This window comes from Brevibacillus sp. MER 51, from assembly GCF_023714195.1.
Lineage (GTDB): Bacteria > Bacillota > Bacilli > Brevibacillales > Brevibacillaceae > Brevibacillus.
Window position 1 is genome coordinate 22,405 of record NZ_JAMAUS010000020.1, and the last position, 14,967, is coordinate 37,371.

Sequence of the window (14,967 nt, forward strand, 5' to 3'; positions counted from 1 at the left end):
GCGAACCTACGACTCTCCTCGCTGCCCTGATTCCCGTCGCCAACTCATGAGTACCAAAGACAGCGCGATTGTCGTGAGGATAATGCCAAGCACTTGCAAACCCTCGGCGCTGAACTTATCTCCCATTACAATGCCGATCAATAATGAGGAGAGAATGGTTCCCAGGTATCTGGATGTTTGAAATAATCCGGATGCTACGCCTATGATTTCTTTTGGAGAGCTTTTGAACAAGGCTGCTTGCATGCCGACATTGTTTAACCCGTTGCTAATGCCGAATGCCGCTAACGCCACACACACACTGATCACATGTGAATCTTGCTTTAACGTCACGATCCACAATGACCCAAATGTCATCAGCATGGCGGATGTGAGCAATACCGGCCGAGGTCCTGAGTGATCAATCCATCGTCCTGCTAGTGGAGACACAATGAGGGAGCATAAACCTAAGCTGAGCATGAGCATTCCTGTATGGAACTCACTGACATGACGAACGATTTGCAGGTAGGATGGAAGGCCGAAAAAAAGCGAATAAAAAAGGACGTTAACGAGCATGAATTCGATATTGACCCACGTCATCGCAGGGTACTTCGCGAATGTCCGCAGCGGAATAAACGGAGAAGTCGTTTTTAACTCATGTCGTACGAAAGCCCCCAGTGTAACGAGGCCGATCCCTCCAACCAGGATATGCCACCAAGAGACATGCCCCGATGATTTTGCAAAAAGCACTCCAACGAGCAGTGCAACCAGACCTACCGCGAATAGCATGATCCCTGTTGCATCAATCAATTCCAACCATTTTCGAAAGGACATCTTATGTGCAACAGATGCTGCCGATCCATCCTTTGGAATCATCCTCCAGGCTAACAGCAAGCTCGCCACCACGAACGGAATATTAACGAGAAAGATCGCAGACCAATCCCAATAATGAAGCAATACCCCGCCAATAAAAGGTCCAATCGCAGCTGCTCCAGACAGGAATATGGACAGTACGGAAAGCGCAGTCGCTTGTTTCTCCGTAATATGGATTCGTACAATGGCGATTCCAACGGCAACCATCATGCTTGTTCCAATCGATTGCACAATTCGGAACACAATGAGCCACCCAAAGTTTGGAGATAATGGAGCCAATAAGGAAGCAACGAAAGATACGACAAGTCCGGTAAGAAATATCTTCTTGCGTCCGAACAAATCACTTGCCTTTCCCATGACAGGTTGAGCGATTGCACTCGCAATGTAGAACGAGAAAATCATCCACGAAACAACCGTGAAATCAAGACTGTACACATTTTGCAGCCTTGCAATCGCAACAGAAATCATCGAAGAATTTAACGGGTTCAACAATATCCCTAGTCCAACGGAAATCATCAACCACCTGTTGTGAGCACCCATTTTCAGCCCTCCTTAAAGCGCTTTTGATGATATCGTACTGGAAATCAAACATTTACTCCAACGCATTTTATGTTATGATTCCATTGATTCAAAGGAATGAATGGAGGAACTAAATGGAACTTCTTCAACTGCAATACTTTCTTACCGTTGCTCGTATGGAGCATGTGACCGAAGCTGCACGAAGCCTGCATGTGACCCAATCGTCCCTTAGTAAAACGATTCAACGATTAGAGGACGATCTGGGAGTCCCGCTATTTGATCGTACAGGGAGAAAGCTGCGTCTGAATGAGTTCGGAAGCAAATTCCTCTGTCGGGTGGAAAGAGCTCTGTTTGAATTGGAACAAGGGAAACTGGAGCTTCGCGACCTATCCAACCCGGAGCATGGTACTCTTGAATTAGCGGTGACTACTGCAAGCACGCTGCCGAATATCCTTCGCGAGTTTCGGAAAAAGCGGCCTGATATCCAATTTCATGTACAAATGCTGACCACCCAGGAAATGGTTACGCTTCTTCATAGAGGAGAGGTCGATTTTTGCTTGTCCTCCCCTCCTGTACAAGACGATGACATCGAATGTCAAATCGTGTTCATTGACCCTATCCTCGTAGCTGTTCCAAGGGGACATCGACTGGCAGACCGAAGCATCGTATCTTTGACAGAGCTGAAGGATGAATCGTTTGTCGGTGTCAAGAAAGGGTACGGTACACGCGATCTCGTGGACGCTATATGCAAGTCGGTTGGATTCGCACCCACCTATGTGTATGAGGGAGATGAACCTGCAAGGCTGATCCAACTGGTGGAAGCAGAAATCGGCATAGCCTTCATACCAAGCACGGCAAGAGATTCTCGTGAACAAATCTCGTATCTAAGAGTCGAGAATCACGAATTGGTACGGGAAATCGCATTATTATGGCACAAGAGTCGGTACATTTCGCGCGCTGCCCAAGAATTCCGTGAGGTTATTGTCGATTATTTTGAGGATGTATGCAAACTTGAGAGGTGATGAATCATGAAACTTCACGATTGTCCTACCTGTAATACCAACAGTCAAGAATGTATGATCGTCATCGAGAATGCATTGCACCCTACAGCTGAGAGATTAACGTGCCGTATATGTTCCTGGAGCGGAAAGTGGTCGGACATGAAAGTGCGCGAGACCCCGGACGAACCAATCCCGGGCGTCGAACCGATTACCGACTATGGTGTGCTCCATTCAGATCAAATTCGACTTCGCTATACAGGGGGGTGTTGCCCACATTGTGGGGGAGATGATCCTTTGTGCTGGTGCCATGCATTTTAGGTGCAGGCAAATGAACACAAAAACAGACACGTCACAATCGCGTGTCTGTTTTTGTTATAGATTTTCTTTTCGATCTTACAAAGCCCCAGAAACGACATTCCCGCGGAACATCACAGCTTGGCGCTTCGCGCGGCGTGCAACTGCTTCTGCTGCCGAGGATGCATGAACGAATACAATATCCGCTTCGTCGCCAACATTCGGCCATTGGCGGTTGCCCTCTTTATCCAGCGGCGTTTTCCCACCTGTAATGAAGCCCAGTGCTTGGGACAGGGAACGTTCGTCCTGCATGCGGAAGCGCTCAGCCAATCGGCCCGCTTTTTCCAAGCTGTCACCTTGACCAAATGGCGACCAGTGATCGGTAATACTGTCGTCTCCGAGAGAAACAGACACGCCTTTTTCATGCAGCAATGGAATCGGGATCGTCCCTCTGTTCACAGGTACAGTGGAAGTGATCGAAATGCCCAAGCCAGCGAGCATTTCTGCTACTTCCCCTGCTTCTTCCAGACTGATGTCTGCAAGGGAATTGGCATGGCTGATGGTAACCCGACCTTGCCACCCTGCTTCTTCGGTCATTTTAGCAAGACGCTTGAATGTAAACACCCCGAGATGATCCGGGTCATGCAAATGAACGTCGATGGGTGCATTCGCTTCCACTGCCAGCTCAAAAATGGTAGCGAGCGATTTCTCAATGTTTTGATCCACGGTCGCCGGGTCTACACCGCCAACGTAGGTCGCACCCATCTTCAAGGCTTGGCGGATGTTCTCCACCTGGTTACTTCGCAGAAGCCCCTGCTGCGGGAAGGCAACGACCTCGCACTGCAATCTGCCGCTGAAGGTTTCCAGTGCTGCCATCGTCGCTTCCAGGTTTTTGAGTCCGATGTACGGATCGATATTACAATGGGAGCGAATATGGGTGGAGCCTGCGGACAGCAGCAATTCCAGCATTTTTTCTGCGCGCTCTTGTGCTGTTGGCAGCAGCTTCGGCATGAGCTGGCTCTCTTCTTCCAGTCGACCCAAGATGTTTTTTACTGGCGTCACGGCTTTCCAAGGGCCGCCATAATACGTTTTATCGATGTGGATGTGCATATCCCTAAATGACGGCAGTGCCAACAGACCGCTGGCATCCTTCGTTGGCAGCTCGGTTTGTGGAGCGGCTCCACTCACGATCTGCGCAATTCGTCCGTCTTCGATTAATAGATGCGCCACTTCAGTATCTGTAGCAACCACCTTGTCATTTTCTTTGCGGTATCCGCTCTCCAAGCGGACGTTGGTTATCCAATAGGCTGTAGACATCTATCCATGACATCCTTTCTATTTAAAAGTAGTACTACCACTCACCCGCTACCCGGTTGCCTTGGAAAAGCACGACCTTGCGCTTCGCACGTCTCGCAACTGCTTCTGCTGAACATGTCGCTTCGACCGCCATCAGGCTCGCCTCATCTCCAGCCAATGGCCACAGGCGATTCCCGGTGTCATCGAGAGTGATCCGCCCTTCTGTCACAAAGCCGAGTGCTACGCCTAACGATCTTTCATCCGTCAAGCGGAAGCGTTCTGCCAGTCGTCCTGCTTTTTCCAACAAGTCTCCGCTGCCAAAGGGGGTCCAGTTGTCTGTCAGGCTATCGTTGCCGAGCATGACGGCAACCCCTTCTTGATGCAGCAACGGAATCGGAATGGTCGGGCGATTGATTGGCACGGTCGATGCAATAGAAATGCCAAGCGAGGCGAGTCGTTGTGCCATCTCTTTAGCTTCCTCCTGTGATACATCGCCCAATCCCATCGCGTGACTAATCGTGACACGTCCCTGCCAGCCTGCCTCTTCCGTCAGAGCAGCGAGGCGCTTCATCGTAAACACGCCGAGATGCCCCGGATCATGCAAATGCATGTCAATGTCGGCATCTGCTTCGACTGCCAGCTCTAGCATCGTTTGCAGGGAACGCTCGATGTCGCCGTCTACTCCACCCGGATCGACGCCGCCTACATGAGTGGCGCCTTGACGCAGTGCCTCACGTACCATGTCGCGTGCTTGTGTACGCAGCATCCCATAATGCGGGAAAGCAACAATTTCGTGGGAGACACGGTCTGCATACGTCTCAAACGCACTTTTCATTCCTTCCATAAACCCAAGACCAACCTGTGAGTCCACATGACAATGCGTTCTAACATGCGTCACTCCTGTTTCCACCAGCAGCGAGAGAATATTTTCTGCTCCTGTCTGTGCCTGCTTGAGATACATCGGCAACAGCCCTCTGTCCTCAGCGTGGCGTTCGAACAAGTTTTTTACGGGAGTTGTTGCCTTCCATGGGCCGCCGTAATACGTTTTTTCCAGATGAATGTGCTTCTCGGCCATAGACGGCAAGATCAGTAAGCCTTTCGCGTCCTTTTTAGGCAGCCCATCCTCCAAAATTTCACTGGAAGGGACAATGCGTGTGATTTTTCCATGCTCAATAAGCAAATCGCACAGCTCTGTCCGCGTTCCACTGATCACGCCTTCTTCCCTCTCATACCCGATTTCCAGTCGAGCGTTGACGATCCAATAAGGAGAAGATTTCACCGGCTTTTCCCCCTCTTAAACGTTCACTTCTTCCACTTGCCCAGAAGCGAGCTTGCCTTTGAAGAATACAGCGTGTCGATCTGCACGGCGCGCAATCGCTTCTGCCGAGCAGGTCGCATCCACGAGGATCAGGCTAGCGTCTTCCCCTTGTGCAGGCCATAGCTGTGTTCCGTTGGCATCCAGCGTCGTTTTGCCACCCGTGATAAAACGCAGAGATTGAGACAGAGACAGCTCGTCCAGCCAACGATTGCGTTCTGCCAGTCGCCAGAGGCGTTCCAGCACATCACCATTTCCGTATGGCTGCCAGGTGTCAAAAATGTTGTCGCAGCCGACCGCAACGTCTACCCCATTTTGGTGCAGTAGCTGTACAGGTGGGATCACGCGGCTAAATGGCACGCTGGTGATAATCGTAATGCCTGCTTCCCGCAGAATCGTCGCCATCTCTTCTGCTTCTTGCACTGGGATGTCTCCGAGCGCAAACGCATGGCTGACTGCTACGCGGCCTTGCCAGCCAGCATCCACGGTCATTGCTGCCAGTCGCTTCATTGTGTAGGTTCCCAAATGTCCCGGGTCATGCAAATGCAAGTCCACACCTGCGTTTGCTTCTACCGCCAGCTCCATCATTTGGTGCAAGGATTCTTCTATATCGCCATCCACATTAGCTGGGTCCACGCCCCCGACATGAGTCGCACCTTGGCGCAATGCCTCACGCAAGAGTGCTTTTGCGTCTGTACGCAACAAGCCATGCTGCGGGAATGCCACGATCTCGTGGGTGATTCGATCCGCGTAGGTTGCTAATGCTGCTTTTACTGATTCCAAATTGGAGATTCCCACTTCCGGGTAAATGTCCACATGTGTACGCACATGTGTCGAGCCATAGGACAAGAGGATCTCCAGCAGATTCTCCGCACGCTCTTGTGTAGTTGTCGGCAATCCCGGCAGTGTGCGCTTTTCTATTTCACAGCGTTCAATGATATTGGACACAGGAATAACAGCCCGCCATGGTTCTCCCTGAAGCGTCTTGTCCAAATGAACATGCTTCTCTACGAAAGATGGGAGTGCCAATAAGCCTTTTGCATCCTTTTGCAAAATATCGTCTGTAAGCTTCTCTGTCGCTGGTACAATACGCGCGAATTTTCCGTCTTTAACCAAAATGTGAAACAAGGATGCCTCTGTCCCCGTGACGACACCGTTTTCCCGACGGTAGCCCGTCTCCAAACGAACATTGGTCAACCAATAGGTAACGCCCATCCATTATCCACCCTCTCTTTGTCTCTCTCCATTCCTTTCTCCCCCATTATCTAGGAAGCGGAAAGACTTGATTTGCACAATCTTTACGTCTATTTTCACTATTTTTACGACTTGTTCAAATTGCCTTTACTTCGTACATTTTTCTGATAACTTTGACGTAAGCAAAGGAGGGGTTACACCATGAAGGTTGAGATCGCACCAACCAATCAAGCTCTTCCGCCGAAAGCAGCGGCTGCACGCCCTAGCAGATGGCGGACTTTTTACAGGAAACTACGAAAAAACAAACTCGCCATGGTAGGCGGCTGTATCGTGATTTTTTACATCGCGATTGCCCTGTTGGCACCATTTATCGCTCCCCATGATCCATATGAGATTGACTTGGTTAACAAGTTGAAGCCACCATCTTCTGAACACTGGATGGGTACCGATGACAAAGGTCGGGATGTACTGAGCCGTCTTTTATACGGGACACAGCTCTCGATGTCCGTCGGATTTGTTGCCGTCTTTATTGGTGCATTTTTCGGAATTATTCTCGGCTTATTATCCGGTTACTACGGGGGCTGGGTAGATACAGTCATCTCCCGTATCATCGATGTCCTGCTCGCCTTCCCGGGAATCTTGCTATCTCTAGCCATTGTCAGTGCCTTAGGGCCAAGTCTCTTTAACGTGATGATCGCCGTTGGTATCTTCTCGATTCCTGTATTTGCACGGATCGTCCGCGGCTCAACCTTGACCGTGAAAAAACTGGAGTACATCGATGCGATCCGCTCACTCGGTGCCAATGACTTCACGATTATCTTTAGACACATTTTTCCAAACATTTTGTCTCCTATTATTGTACAGGCAACGATGCGCCTCGCTACTGCGATTCTTTCCGCGGCTGGCCTTTCGTTCCTCGGACTGGGAGCACAGCCTCCTCTGCCGGAGTGGGGCGCCATGCTCAGTAACGGACGCGACTTCTTGTTTACCGCTCCGCATCTGGCCATGTTCCCTGGTTTCGCTATTGCAACTCTTGTTCTCGGCTTCAACATCTTTGGGGACGGCCTCAGGGACGCTCTCGATCCACGAATGAAACAATAGGAGGGAATGCTACATGTTTGTTTACATTACCCGTCGCCTGCTGCAGATGATTCCCGTCCTGCTCGGTGTTATTCTGGTCGTCTTTTTGATCATGCAAATGGTTCCTGGCGACCCGGCTGTATTGCTTGCTGGTGAAGGCGCTTCTGCAGAAACGATTGCGAAAATGCGCACTCAGCTCGGCTTGGATCAGCCGATTATGGTTCAGTACGCGCAGTATGTTGTCAATGTGTTCCAAGGCGATCTAGGGACATCACTTCGCTCCAATCTCCCCGTGTGGGATGAGATTATGGCACGCTTGCCTGCTACCATCGAGCTCGCCGTTGCCAGTATTTTTGTAACGGTTGTCCTCGGGATGATCGCAGGGATTATTTCTGCTACCAAGCAATACTCTGCTGCAGATATTACGATCATGGTCATTGCCTTGCTCGGTGTATCCTTGCCAAGCTTTTGGCTCGGCTTGAGCTTGATCTACACGTTCTCCGTCAAGCTGCAACTCTTCCCGGTCGCAGGCTGGGGCACCTGGAAGCACATGGTTTTGCCAGCGATCACACTCGGTACTGCCGGGGCTGCCATCGTTGCTCGTATGACTCGCTCCAGTATGCTCGACGTCGTACGTCAAGACTACATCCGCACAGCGAAAGCAAAGGGCTTGCGTGAAACAGTCATCATTTACAAGCATGCTTTGAAAAACGCGCTGATCCCGATTATTACCGTCGTGGGCTTGCAGTTCGGTTTCCTTTTGGGTGGTACGGTTCTCGTAGAATCTGTCTTTGCCATTAACGGCTTGGGCCGTCTGATCGTCGATGCGATCCGCATGCGTGATTTGCCTGTCGTACAAGGCGGCGTACTGATCGCTTCCATTATCTTCGTGTTCGTGAACCTGCTCGTCGATGTATTGTATCGCTACTTTAATAAACGAATTGATCTGAACTAAGGAGGGATCACCATGCCGGAACAACAAGATATCATCCTGGACGTTCGCAATCTGCAAACGCATTTTTTCACAGAAGATGGCGTCAGTAAAGCAGTGGACGGCGTTGATTTCTCTCTAAATAGAGGAGAGACACTAGGTCTGGTAGGAGAATCGGGCTGTGGAAAAAGTATCACTTCCCTCTCGATCCTGCGTTTGATTGCCAGTCCTCCGGGAAAAATTGTAGGAGGAGAAATCCTTTTCAAAGGGCAAGATCTGACGAAAAAATCGGAAGCAGACATGCGCGCAATCCGCGGCAACGAGATTTCGATGATTTTCCAAGAGCCAATGACCTCGCTGAATCCGGTTTATTCGGTTGGGGAGCAAATTGCAGAGGTATTGCGCCTGCACCAAAACATGGGACGGAAGGAAGCATGGGACAAGGCAGTAGACATGCTGCGTCTGGTCGGTATTCCTTCCCCGGAAAAACGCGCGACTCAAGAGCCGCATGAATTGTCTGGGGGTATGCGTCAACGGGTCATGATCGCGATGGCTCTCGCCTGCCGCCCGGAAATTTTGATCGCGGATGAACCGACGACCGCTTTGGACGTTACCATTCAGGCTCAGATTCTCGAGCTGATGAAAAAGCTGCAAGTCGAAATGGGCATGAGTATTATCATGATTACCCACGATCTAGGCGTTGTTGCTGAAACATGCGATCGCGTTGCGGTCATGTACGCAGGAAAAGTGGTGGAGTACACGACTGCACAAAATCTGTTCGCGAATCCACGCCATCCCTATACAGTAGGGCTGATGAATTCCCTCCCCCGTCTGGATGAGGATGTAGAAGAGCTGCAAGCGATTAAAGGAAATGTACCAAGTCCGTTCAACATGCCAGTTGGATGCCGCTTCGCTCCACGCTGCCCGCATGCAACAGAGCTGTGCCATACGAAGCTTCCAGAGCTCTTGGAGTATGCAGACGGAAGCAAAGTACGCTGCTGGATGTATACGTCTGAGTGGGACGGCGACACCAAGACTGCTACGGAAGTGGGGGTATGATCATGATGACGACACAAGCGAATCCAACGAAAAAACCACTGCTGGAAGTAAAAAATCTCAAGCAGCACTTCCCGATCAAAGGCGGCATTTTAGGCCGTACCGTCAACCATGTAAAAGCCGTGGATGACATCAGCTTCACGATCCATGAAGGAGAAACACTGAGTATTGTAGGCGAATCCGGTTGTGGCAAATCTACTACCGGTCGTGCCATCCTCCGCCTGGATGAACCGACGAGCGGAACGGTACTATTCGAGGGACAAGATCTACTGGCGATGTCCAAGAAGCAAATGCGCGACATGCGCAAGCATTTGCAGGTTATTTTCCAGGACCCATTTGCTTCGCTCAACCCGCGCCAATCTGTATCCGCTATTCTCGGAGAAGCGTTGGCGATTCAAAATATCGTACCTGCCCATCAACGCCGTGATCGCATTATCGAGCTGCTCGGCTATGTAGGCTTGCGTCCGGACCAAATTGACCGCTTCCCGCATGAGTTCAGCGGTGGACAACGCCAACGAATCGGGATTGCGCGTGCGCTCGCGATGCAGCCGAAGCTGATCATTTGTGACGAAGCCGTATCGGCACTCGACGTATCCATTCAGGCTCAAGTGCTGAATCTCCTGAAATCGTTGCAAAAGCAATTCAAGCTGACGTATTTGTTCATCTCCCATGACCTCGGCGTCGTTCGTCACATCTCGGATCGCGTCATGGTGATGTACCTCGGTAAAGTGGTAGAGATCGCGGATAAAAAGTCGCTGTTCGACAACCCGCAGCATCCTTACACGCAGGCACTTTTGTCTGCGATCCCCGTTCCGGATATCAACAAAAAGCAGGAGCGGATCATTTTGCGCGGAGATGTACCTTCTCCCATCAATCCTCCTCAGGGCTGCCGCTTCCATACGCGTTGCCCGTATGCGATTGATCGCTGCAAAACAGAAGTACCTGGGCTGACGAGTTTGCACGACACGCACCAAGTCGCCTGCCACCTTGCCCAAGTCTAATCATAGAGAGATTAAAATTTTCTAAAAACGCAAGAGATCACGTAGCAGCATGATATGATGGTAACTGCAAAATCTATCTATACAGAAGGGATCTCATGATAAGCTTCGAAGGTTTCACACTACTCATTCTGCTGTTTATTTTGGCTCCTATCGTAGGAGCTATTGCTTTATTGTTTCTGTTTATTTTCGAGAAGCGGATTGATCTATTAGAAAACAAAAATCTAAAGATCGAGCTGGAAAAAGAGCTTCAGCAAGCGCTCTACAATCAATTGAATCAACAAATCCAGCCTCACTTCTTGTTTAATACGCTAAATGTCATTCTGAGTCTGGCGCGATTAAACCGAACGAAGGAACTGGTGAGAGCGCTCGAAGTCCTCTCCCAGTTTCTCAAATTCAAATACAAATCCACAGAGCCGTTGATTTCATTGGCGCGGGAGATTACGTACACGGAGCAATATTTGGAGATTCAAAAGCTGCGTTTCGGCGATCGGCTCCGGGTTCAGCTAGATTGTGCAGATGATCTCTTGCAGGCATCCATACCGCCATTCGTCTTGCAAACGCTCGTGGAAAACGCATTTAAGCATGGATTGGAACGAAAAATGGGCGAAGCTATCATAGACATCCGCATAAGCCGACAAGATGACGATGTCCTGCTTACGGTCATCGACAACGGTTCTTCCGGACTTACAGCATTCCAGAATGAAAGTGAGATCGAAACCGAACAGCCACATGAGAAGAGCGGTCACGGGTTGGATAACATCCGCAGACGGCTCCACCTTTGTTTTGGTGATCATGCACATCTGGAGCTTGCTCCGATATCTGAGGGAGGAACTCTTGTGTCTGTCAGGTGGCCCTGTACGTATGAACAAATCGATCTGAGGTGAGAAGATGAACGTATTACTCGTGGATGACGAACCATTGGAGCTGGACCAACTCGAGTATTTGATTCAGCCCATGTTCCCCTTGTGGAAATTCTACAAGGCCGCAGATGGCAGCAAGGCCATGGCGATCAGCCAGAAGGTTCCTCTTCATCTCGCCTTTCTGGACATTAATCTTCCGGGGAAATCCGGGCTGGTGCTTGGCGAGGAGCTGAGAGCCCAGCACAAAGACATCGAGCTCATCATTGTAACGGCATATCAAGATTTTCATTATGCCAAACAATCGATCCGCCTCGGTGTCGTGGATTACATCACGAAGCCCGTCATTGAGAGCGAGCTGGTCGACATTCTGAAAAAATATCAGAAGAGCCCTGCCCTCTCTGCTTACACCCGAATTATTTCTGATGCGATGAACATCATTCATCAAAAATTCGCGGAGAAGCTGAATTTGGCTGATCTTGCCGCAGAAGTCCATATCAATCCTACCTATTTGAGCCGCCGTTTTCATGAAGAAGTAGGCGTCTCATTCTCTGAGTATTTAATGCAGTACCGCATTCAAATGTCGAAGAAGTTCCTGATTGCTCATCCTGATTGGAGCATATCGACGGTTGCCGAGCGGACTGGCTTCAACAGCCAACACTATTTCAGCACCATTTTTCGCAAGGTAGTGGGGAAAACCCCGAAAGAATACCGGGACAAGGGGAATGTATCTTGACCTACTTATCGTTTCGCGAATACGTGGTAGGTGCAGCAAAGATCGGCATCGGGCTTGGGGTCGTCTCGATCCTCGCCCGCTGGGTGACCGGAAACACGATCTTCGGTTCACCGGAAGCACTCGTCAAATACGGAATATTTGGCGGGATCGGCTTCGCTTTGATGGGAGCATTTGCCCTCAGTATGTTTGGACTGCTTGGGCGAAAGGTCCGGCGTGAGTTGTCAGAAGGGATGACCATCGGGGATTACATGCGGGACAAGCTGCATCCGTTTGGTTACTGGTTGATGATCATCATCCTTTTGATTACGACGATCGAAGCGATGTTCGTTCAGGGGATGGCTGGGGGCGTATTGCTCAACATCTTGTTTGGCTTACCGATCCCGCTCGGCTTGCTCTGTTTTTTCGGGTTTTGTGTGCTGTTTGCAGGCATCGGGGGAATCCGCTCGATCCATCGGTTTGCCATCGTGCAAATTGTCATTACGTTTGCAGCCATTATCCTGATTCCCGTCTACTTTTTCGTCGGAAAAGGTGTCGAGCACGTCTATAACGGACTGCGCCTGTACCATCCTTACCTTCTGGTGCTCAACAACAACGAGGGTCTTTTTTTTATCATTACCGGACTGTTGATCGGGTTTGGTCAAGTGTTTGTCGATCAGGCATCGTGGCAGCGGCTTTATATGATGGAAGAGAAAAAGATCGTCCCTACCTTTCTGGTGTCCGGGCTCATTTTTGCCACCGTACCCCTGGCGTTCTCCTCGCTGATCATCATCGTCCTTTTTACGGGCGGATTTGATGATATCTACTCGCTGTTGTTTGATCTCGTACGCAAGATTGACACGATGATCTTGCTTGTATTATTTGTCCTCTGTGCCTTTGGAGCAATCATGTCCGCTTTCGGTGCAGGTCTTCATTCCATGATCAGTCTGATGGTCAACAATGTGTATCAGCTGTTCCGCCCAGACGCTTCGGAACGGCAAAAAATACGTTTGGGCTACATCCTTGCCATTGCCATCGGTGCTCTTTCGTATGGTTTGACGATCTACTTCAAGCCGACCTTGCTGGATTTACTGTTCTTCTTTGGCATTATGTATGCCTCGCTGTTTTTGCCTGTCGTCGTCATTGTTTTGACAAAGGGAAAAGCACCTACTTTCATTTTGATCAGCGCAGTAATGGGATTCGTCGCAGGCTATAGCAGCCGGATGTACGTCGATCCGATGATGGCAATCTGGATTGCCTCCTTATGTACAGCTCTGGTTTTAACGGCCTACTTGTCCATGACCTGGCTATGGAAACGGTACATCCGAACGCCGGATCACACTCGCTGACCCACAGGAAGGAACGAATCCTATGCTACGCTCCTACTTGCTGCTCATTTTTTGCGTAACCGCTTGGGGCAGCAATTTCGTCTTCGGGAAAATGCTCGTCGCCGAGTTTTCTCCGCTCTTTTTGTCAGCTATGCGTCTCTTGTTTATCGTGTTGTTTCTGCTCATCTGGTCCAGAGGACGTCTGAAAATGCCAAAGCTCTCTCGTACGGACTGGCTTTTGCTCGCGGTATTGGGAGTTGTCGGCGTATTCATTAACCAGTGGTCCTTCTACAAAGGGCTCGTTACAGCTGATCCGACCACCTCTGCCCTGATCCTGGCATTGACGCCGATTACTACCGCTCTCTTGGCTGCCTTATTCTTGAAAGAATCACTGACCGGTCGCTTGGCAATCGGTTCGGTGATCGGTACATCAGGCGTTTTATTCGTCATTTATACAGGGGCAGAGCTGCATTTTGATGTCGGTATCCTCTGGATTGTATTGACGATGCTGACATTCGCTACCTCGATCATCCTCGTCAGGTTGTTGGGACATCGACTCCCTCCACTCGTGACGACGCTCGTATCCAATTTGATCGGCTTCGGATCGATGCTGCCTTTTGTCCTGATCAGCATCCCTACGGCTACGGTAAGCACCAGCCTTTCATCCTGGCTTCTCTTGTTTGTCACCGCTGTCGTTATGCACGGCATAGTGACCTTAATCTGGAACAGCCAACTACAGAAGGTAGGGGCTGCCAAAGCCGCGATGTTTGCCAATCTCGAACCATTTATCGCCATGCTTTTCGGCTTATTATTGCTGGCAAAGCCTGTAACAGCCGTACAGTTTTTCGGTGCGATTCTCATCATTGCAGGCGTGACCTTGACTACAACCTCCAAGGAGCCGCGTGAAAAGAAGAACCTCTCCTCACTCTCATCCTGAGCAAAGCAGTTCGCCGCACTTTTCACAGTAAAACAGTCGGAATTGTAGTTGAGAAGTACAATTTCATTGCTTTATACTGGGAGAAAGCGGGCGAATCTGTACCGTTACATCGTGCTAAGAGGAGGGACAGTCCATGTCTACCGTAAAACTATCCCAGTGGGAAACGATGCTGTTAGAGGCAGCCCGTGCCCATGGATTCGTCGATGAAGAAATCATCCACAAGCTGAGAAAAGGTGACCCTGCGCCTTTTTCGGACGTGGAGGGCGGCAAGTACGATTACACCCATCTCTTTGAACTGTCCAAAAATGATCCCTCTACGCTGGAAGCTGCGATTCGCGAAGGCTACCAGATCAAGTTCACCACTTTTAACGGGATCAAATTTTTGCTGAACAAACGCTACAACATCCAAGCGGAGCGTGACTATCACGTTGAGGAAACAGCACTGCACCGCGTTCGCTTACGAGACGACGCATTGGCGTGGATGCGCAGGACAATCTCCCCTAACTGGCGAATTGTTGAACTAGAAAAGCTCGCAAACACCAAAGAAACGCTCGTCAGATTTGAACTGGCAGCATCGTAAATACAAAAAAGCACTTT

The 14,967-nt window shown here is 50.0% G+C and carries 14 protein-coding genes; 10 read left to right on the forward strand and 4 right to left on the reverse strand.

The window, feature by feature from the left end; genetic code table 11:
- Nucleotides 1-6: 6 nt before the first annotated feature.
- Nucleotides 7-1,389, reverse strand: coding sequence for an MFS transporter (locus tag M3630_RS27070; protein ID WP_251254151.1), 1,383 nt, complete (start codon nt 1,387-1,389; stop codon nt 7-9).
- Between the two features lie 113 nt (nt 1,390-1,502).
- Here M3630_RS27070 and M3630_RS27075 point away from each other — a divergent pair, with 113 nt between their 5' ends.
- Nucleotides 1,503-2,390 (forward strand): LysR family transcriptional regulator, encoded by an 888-nt coding sequence (locus tag M3630_RS27075; protein ID WP_251254152.1) that lies wholly within the window; start codon nt 1,503-1,505, stop codon nt 2,388-2,390.
- 372 nt (nt 2,391-2,762) lie between these two features.
- Here M3630_RS27075 and M3630_RS27080 read toward each other — a convergent pair whose 3' ends face one another.
- Genes M3630_RS27080 through M3630_RS27090 form a run of 3 tightly spaced genes read right to left on the reverse strand, consistent with a single transcriptional unit; the run spans nt 2,763 to nt 6,489 of the window.
- On the reverse strand, nt 2,763-3,980 hold the full coding sequence (locus M3630_RS27080; protein ID WP_251254153.1) for an amidohydrolase family protein: 1,218 nt from the start codon (nt 3,978-3,980) through the stop codon (nt 2,763-2,765).
- A gap of 34 nt (nt 3,981-4,014) precedes the next feature.
- Nucleotides 4,015-5,238 carry an amidohydrolase gene (locus M3630_RS27085; protein ID WP_251254154.1) on the reverse strand — a complete coding sequence of 408 codons (1,224 nt, stop codon included), beginning with the start codon at nt 5,236-5,238 and terminating at the stop codon, nt 4,015-4,017.
- Nucleotides 5,239-5,253: 15 nt separating this feature from the next.
- Entirely contained in the window at nt 5,254-6,489 is a 1,236-nt protein-coding gene (locus tag M3630_RS27090; protein WP_251254155.1) for an amidohydrolase, read from the reverse strand.
- Nucleotides 6,490-6,669: 180 nt separating this feature from the next.
- Here M3630_RS27090 and nikC point away from each other — a divergent pair, with 180 nt between their 5' ends.
- The 9 genes from nikC (at nt 6,670) to M3630_RS27135 (ending at nt 14,950) form a co-directional block, all read left to right on the forward strand.
- Nucleotides 6,670-7,569: a nickel transporter permease gene (gene nikC / locus M3630_RS27095; RefSeq protein ID WP_173608704.1), complete on the forward strand. Its 900-nt coding sequence runs from the start codon at nt 6,670-6,672 to the stop codon at nt 7,567-7,569.
- Between the two features lie 13 nt (nt 7,570-7,582).
- Nucleotides 7,583-8,503, forward strand: coding sequence for a nickel ABC transporter permease (gene nikB, locus M3630_RS27100; protein WP_142495485.1), 921 nt, complete (start codon nt 7,583-7,585; stop codon nt 8,501-8,503).
- A gap of 12 nt (nt 8,504-8,515) precedes the next feature.
- Complete coding sequence (locus M3630_RS27105) at nt 8,516-9,538, forward strand: ABC transporter ATP-binding protein (protein WP_173608706.1); 1,023 nt, start codon at nt 8,516-8,518, stop codon at nt 9,536-9,538.
- A gap of 2 nt (nt 9,539-9,540) precedes the next feature.
- Complete coding sequence (locus M3630_RS27110; protein WP_229087987.1) at nt 9,541-10,536, forward strand: ABC transporter ATP-binding protein; 996 nt, start codon at nt 9,541-9,543, stop codon at nt 10,534-10,536.
- Between the two features lie 95 nt (nt 10,537-10,631).
- Nucleotides 10,632-11,420, forward strand: a complete 789-nt coding sequence (locus M3630_RS27115) for a sensor histidine kinase (protein WP_251254156.1) — start codon at nt 10,632-10,634, stop codon at nt 11,418-11,420.
- 4 nt (nt 11,421-11,424) lie between these two features.
- Complete coding sequence (locus M3630_RS27120) at nt 11,425-12,129, forward strand: response regulator transcription factor (RefSeq protein ID WP_173608708.1); 705 nt, start codon at nt 11,425-11,427, stop codon at nt 12,127-12,129.
- Nucleotides 12,126-13,454: a sodium:solute symporter family transporter gene (locus M3630_RS27125; RefSeq protein ID WP_173608709.1), complete on the forward strand. Its 1,329-nt coding sequence runs from the start codon at nt 12,126-12,128 to the stop codon at nt 13,452-13,454. The genes M3630_RS27120 and M3630_RS27125 overlap by 4 nt, the downstream gene beginning before the upstream one ends.
- A gap of 22 nt (nt 13,455-13,476) precedes the next feature.
- Entirely contained in the window at nt 13,477-14,370 is an 894-nt protein-coding gene (locus M3630_RS27130) for a DMT family transporter (RefSeq protein ID WP_251254157.1), read from the forward strand.
- 133 nt (nt 14,371-14,503) lie between these two features.
- Nucleotides 14,504-14,950, forward strand: coding sequence for a hypothetical protein (locus M3630_RS27135; RefSeq protein WP_221867652.1), 447 nt, complete (start codon nt 14,504-14,506; stop codon nt 14,948-14,950).
- The last annotated feature ends 17 nt before the right edge of the window (nt 14,951-14,967 follow it).

Excerpts from the sequence above, each read along its gene's own strand:
- M3630_RS27070 (WP_251254151.1), bottom strand. The coding sequence starts at position 1,389 with ATGGGTGCTCACAACAGGTGGTTGATGATTTCCGTTGGACTAGGGATA.
- M3630_RS27075 (WP_251254152.1), top strand. The coding sequence starts at position 1,503 with ATGGAACTTCTTCAACTGCAATACTTTCTTACCGTTGCTCGTATGGAG.
- M3630_RS27080 (WP_251254153.1), bottom strand. The coding sequence starts at position 3,980 with ATGTCTACAGCCTATTGGATAACCAACGTCCGCTTGGAGAGCGGATAC.
- M3630_RS27090 (WP_251254155.1), bottom strand. The coding sequence starts at position 6,489 with ATGGGCGTTACCTATTGGTTGACCAATGTTCGTTTGGAGACGGGCTAC.
- nikC (WP_173608704.1), top strand. The coding sequence starts at position 6,670 with ATGAAGGTTGAGATCGCACCAACCAATCAAGCTCTTCCGCCGAAAGCA.
- nikB (WP_142495485.1), top strand. The coding sequence starts at position 7,583 with ATGTTTGTTTACATTACCCGTCGCCTGCTGCAGATGATTCCCGTCCTG.
- M3630_RS27105 (WP_173608706.1), top strand. The coding sequence starts at position 8,516 with ATGCCGGAACAACAAGATATCATCCTGGACGTTCGCAATCTGCAAACG.
- M3630_RS27110 (WP_229087987.1), top strand. The coding sequence starts at position 9,541 with ATGATGACGACACAAGCGAATCCAACGAAAAAACCACTGCTGGAAGTA.
- M3630_RS27115 (WP_251254156.1), top strand. The coding sequence starts at position 10,632 with ATGATAAGCTTCGAAGGTTTCACACTACTCATTCTGCTGTTTATTTTG.
- M3630_RS27120 (WP_173608708.1), top strand. The coding sequence starts at position 11,425 with ATGAACGTATTACTCGTGGATGACGAACCATTGGAGCTGGACCAACTC.
- M3630_RS27130 (WP_251254157.1), top strand. The coding sequence starts at position 13,477 with ATGCTACGCTCCTACTTGCTGCTCATTTTTTGCGTAACCGCTTGGGGC.
- M3630_RS27135 (WP_221867652.1), top strand. The coding sequence starts at position 14,504 with ATGTCTACCGTAAAACTATCCCAGTGGGAAACGATGCTGTTAGAGGCA.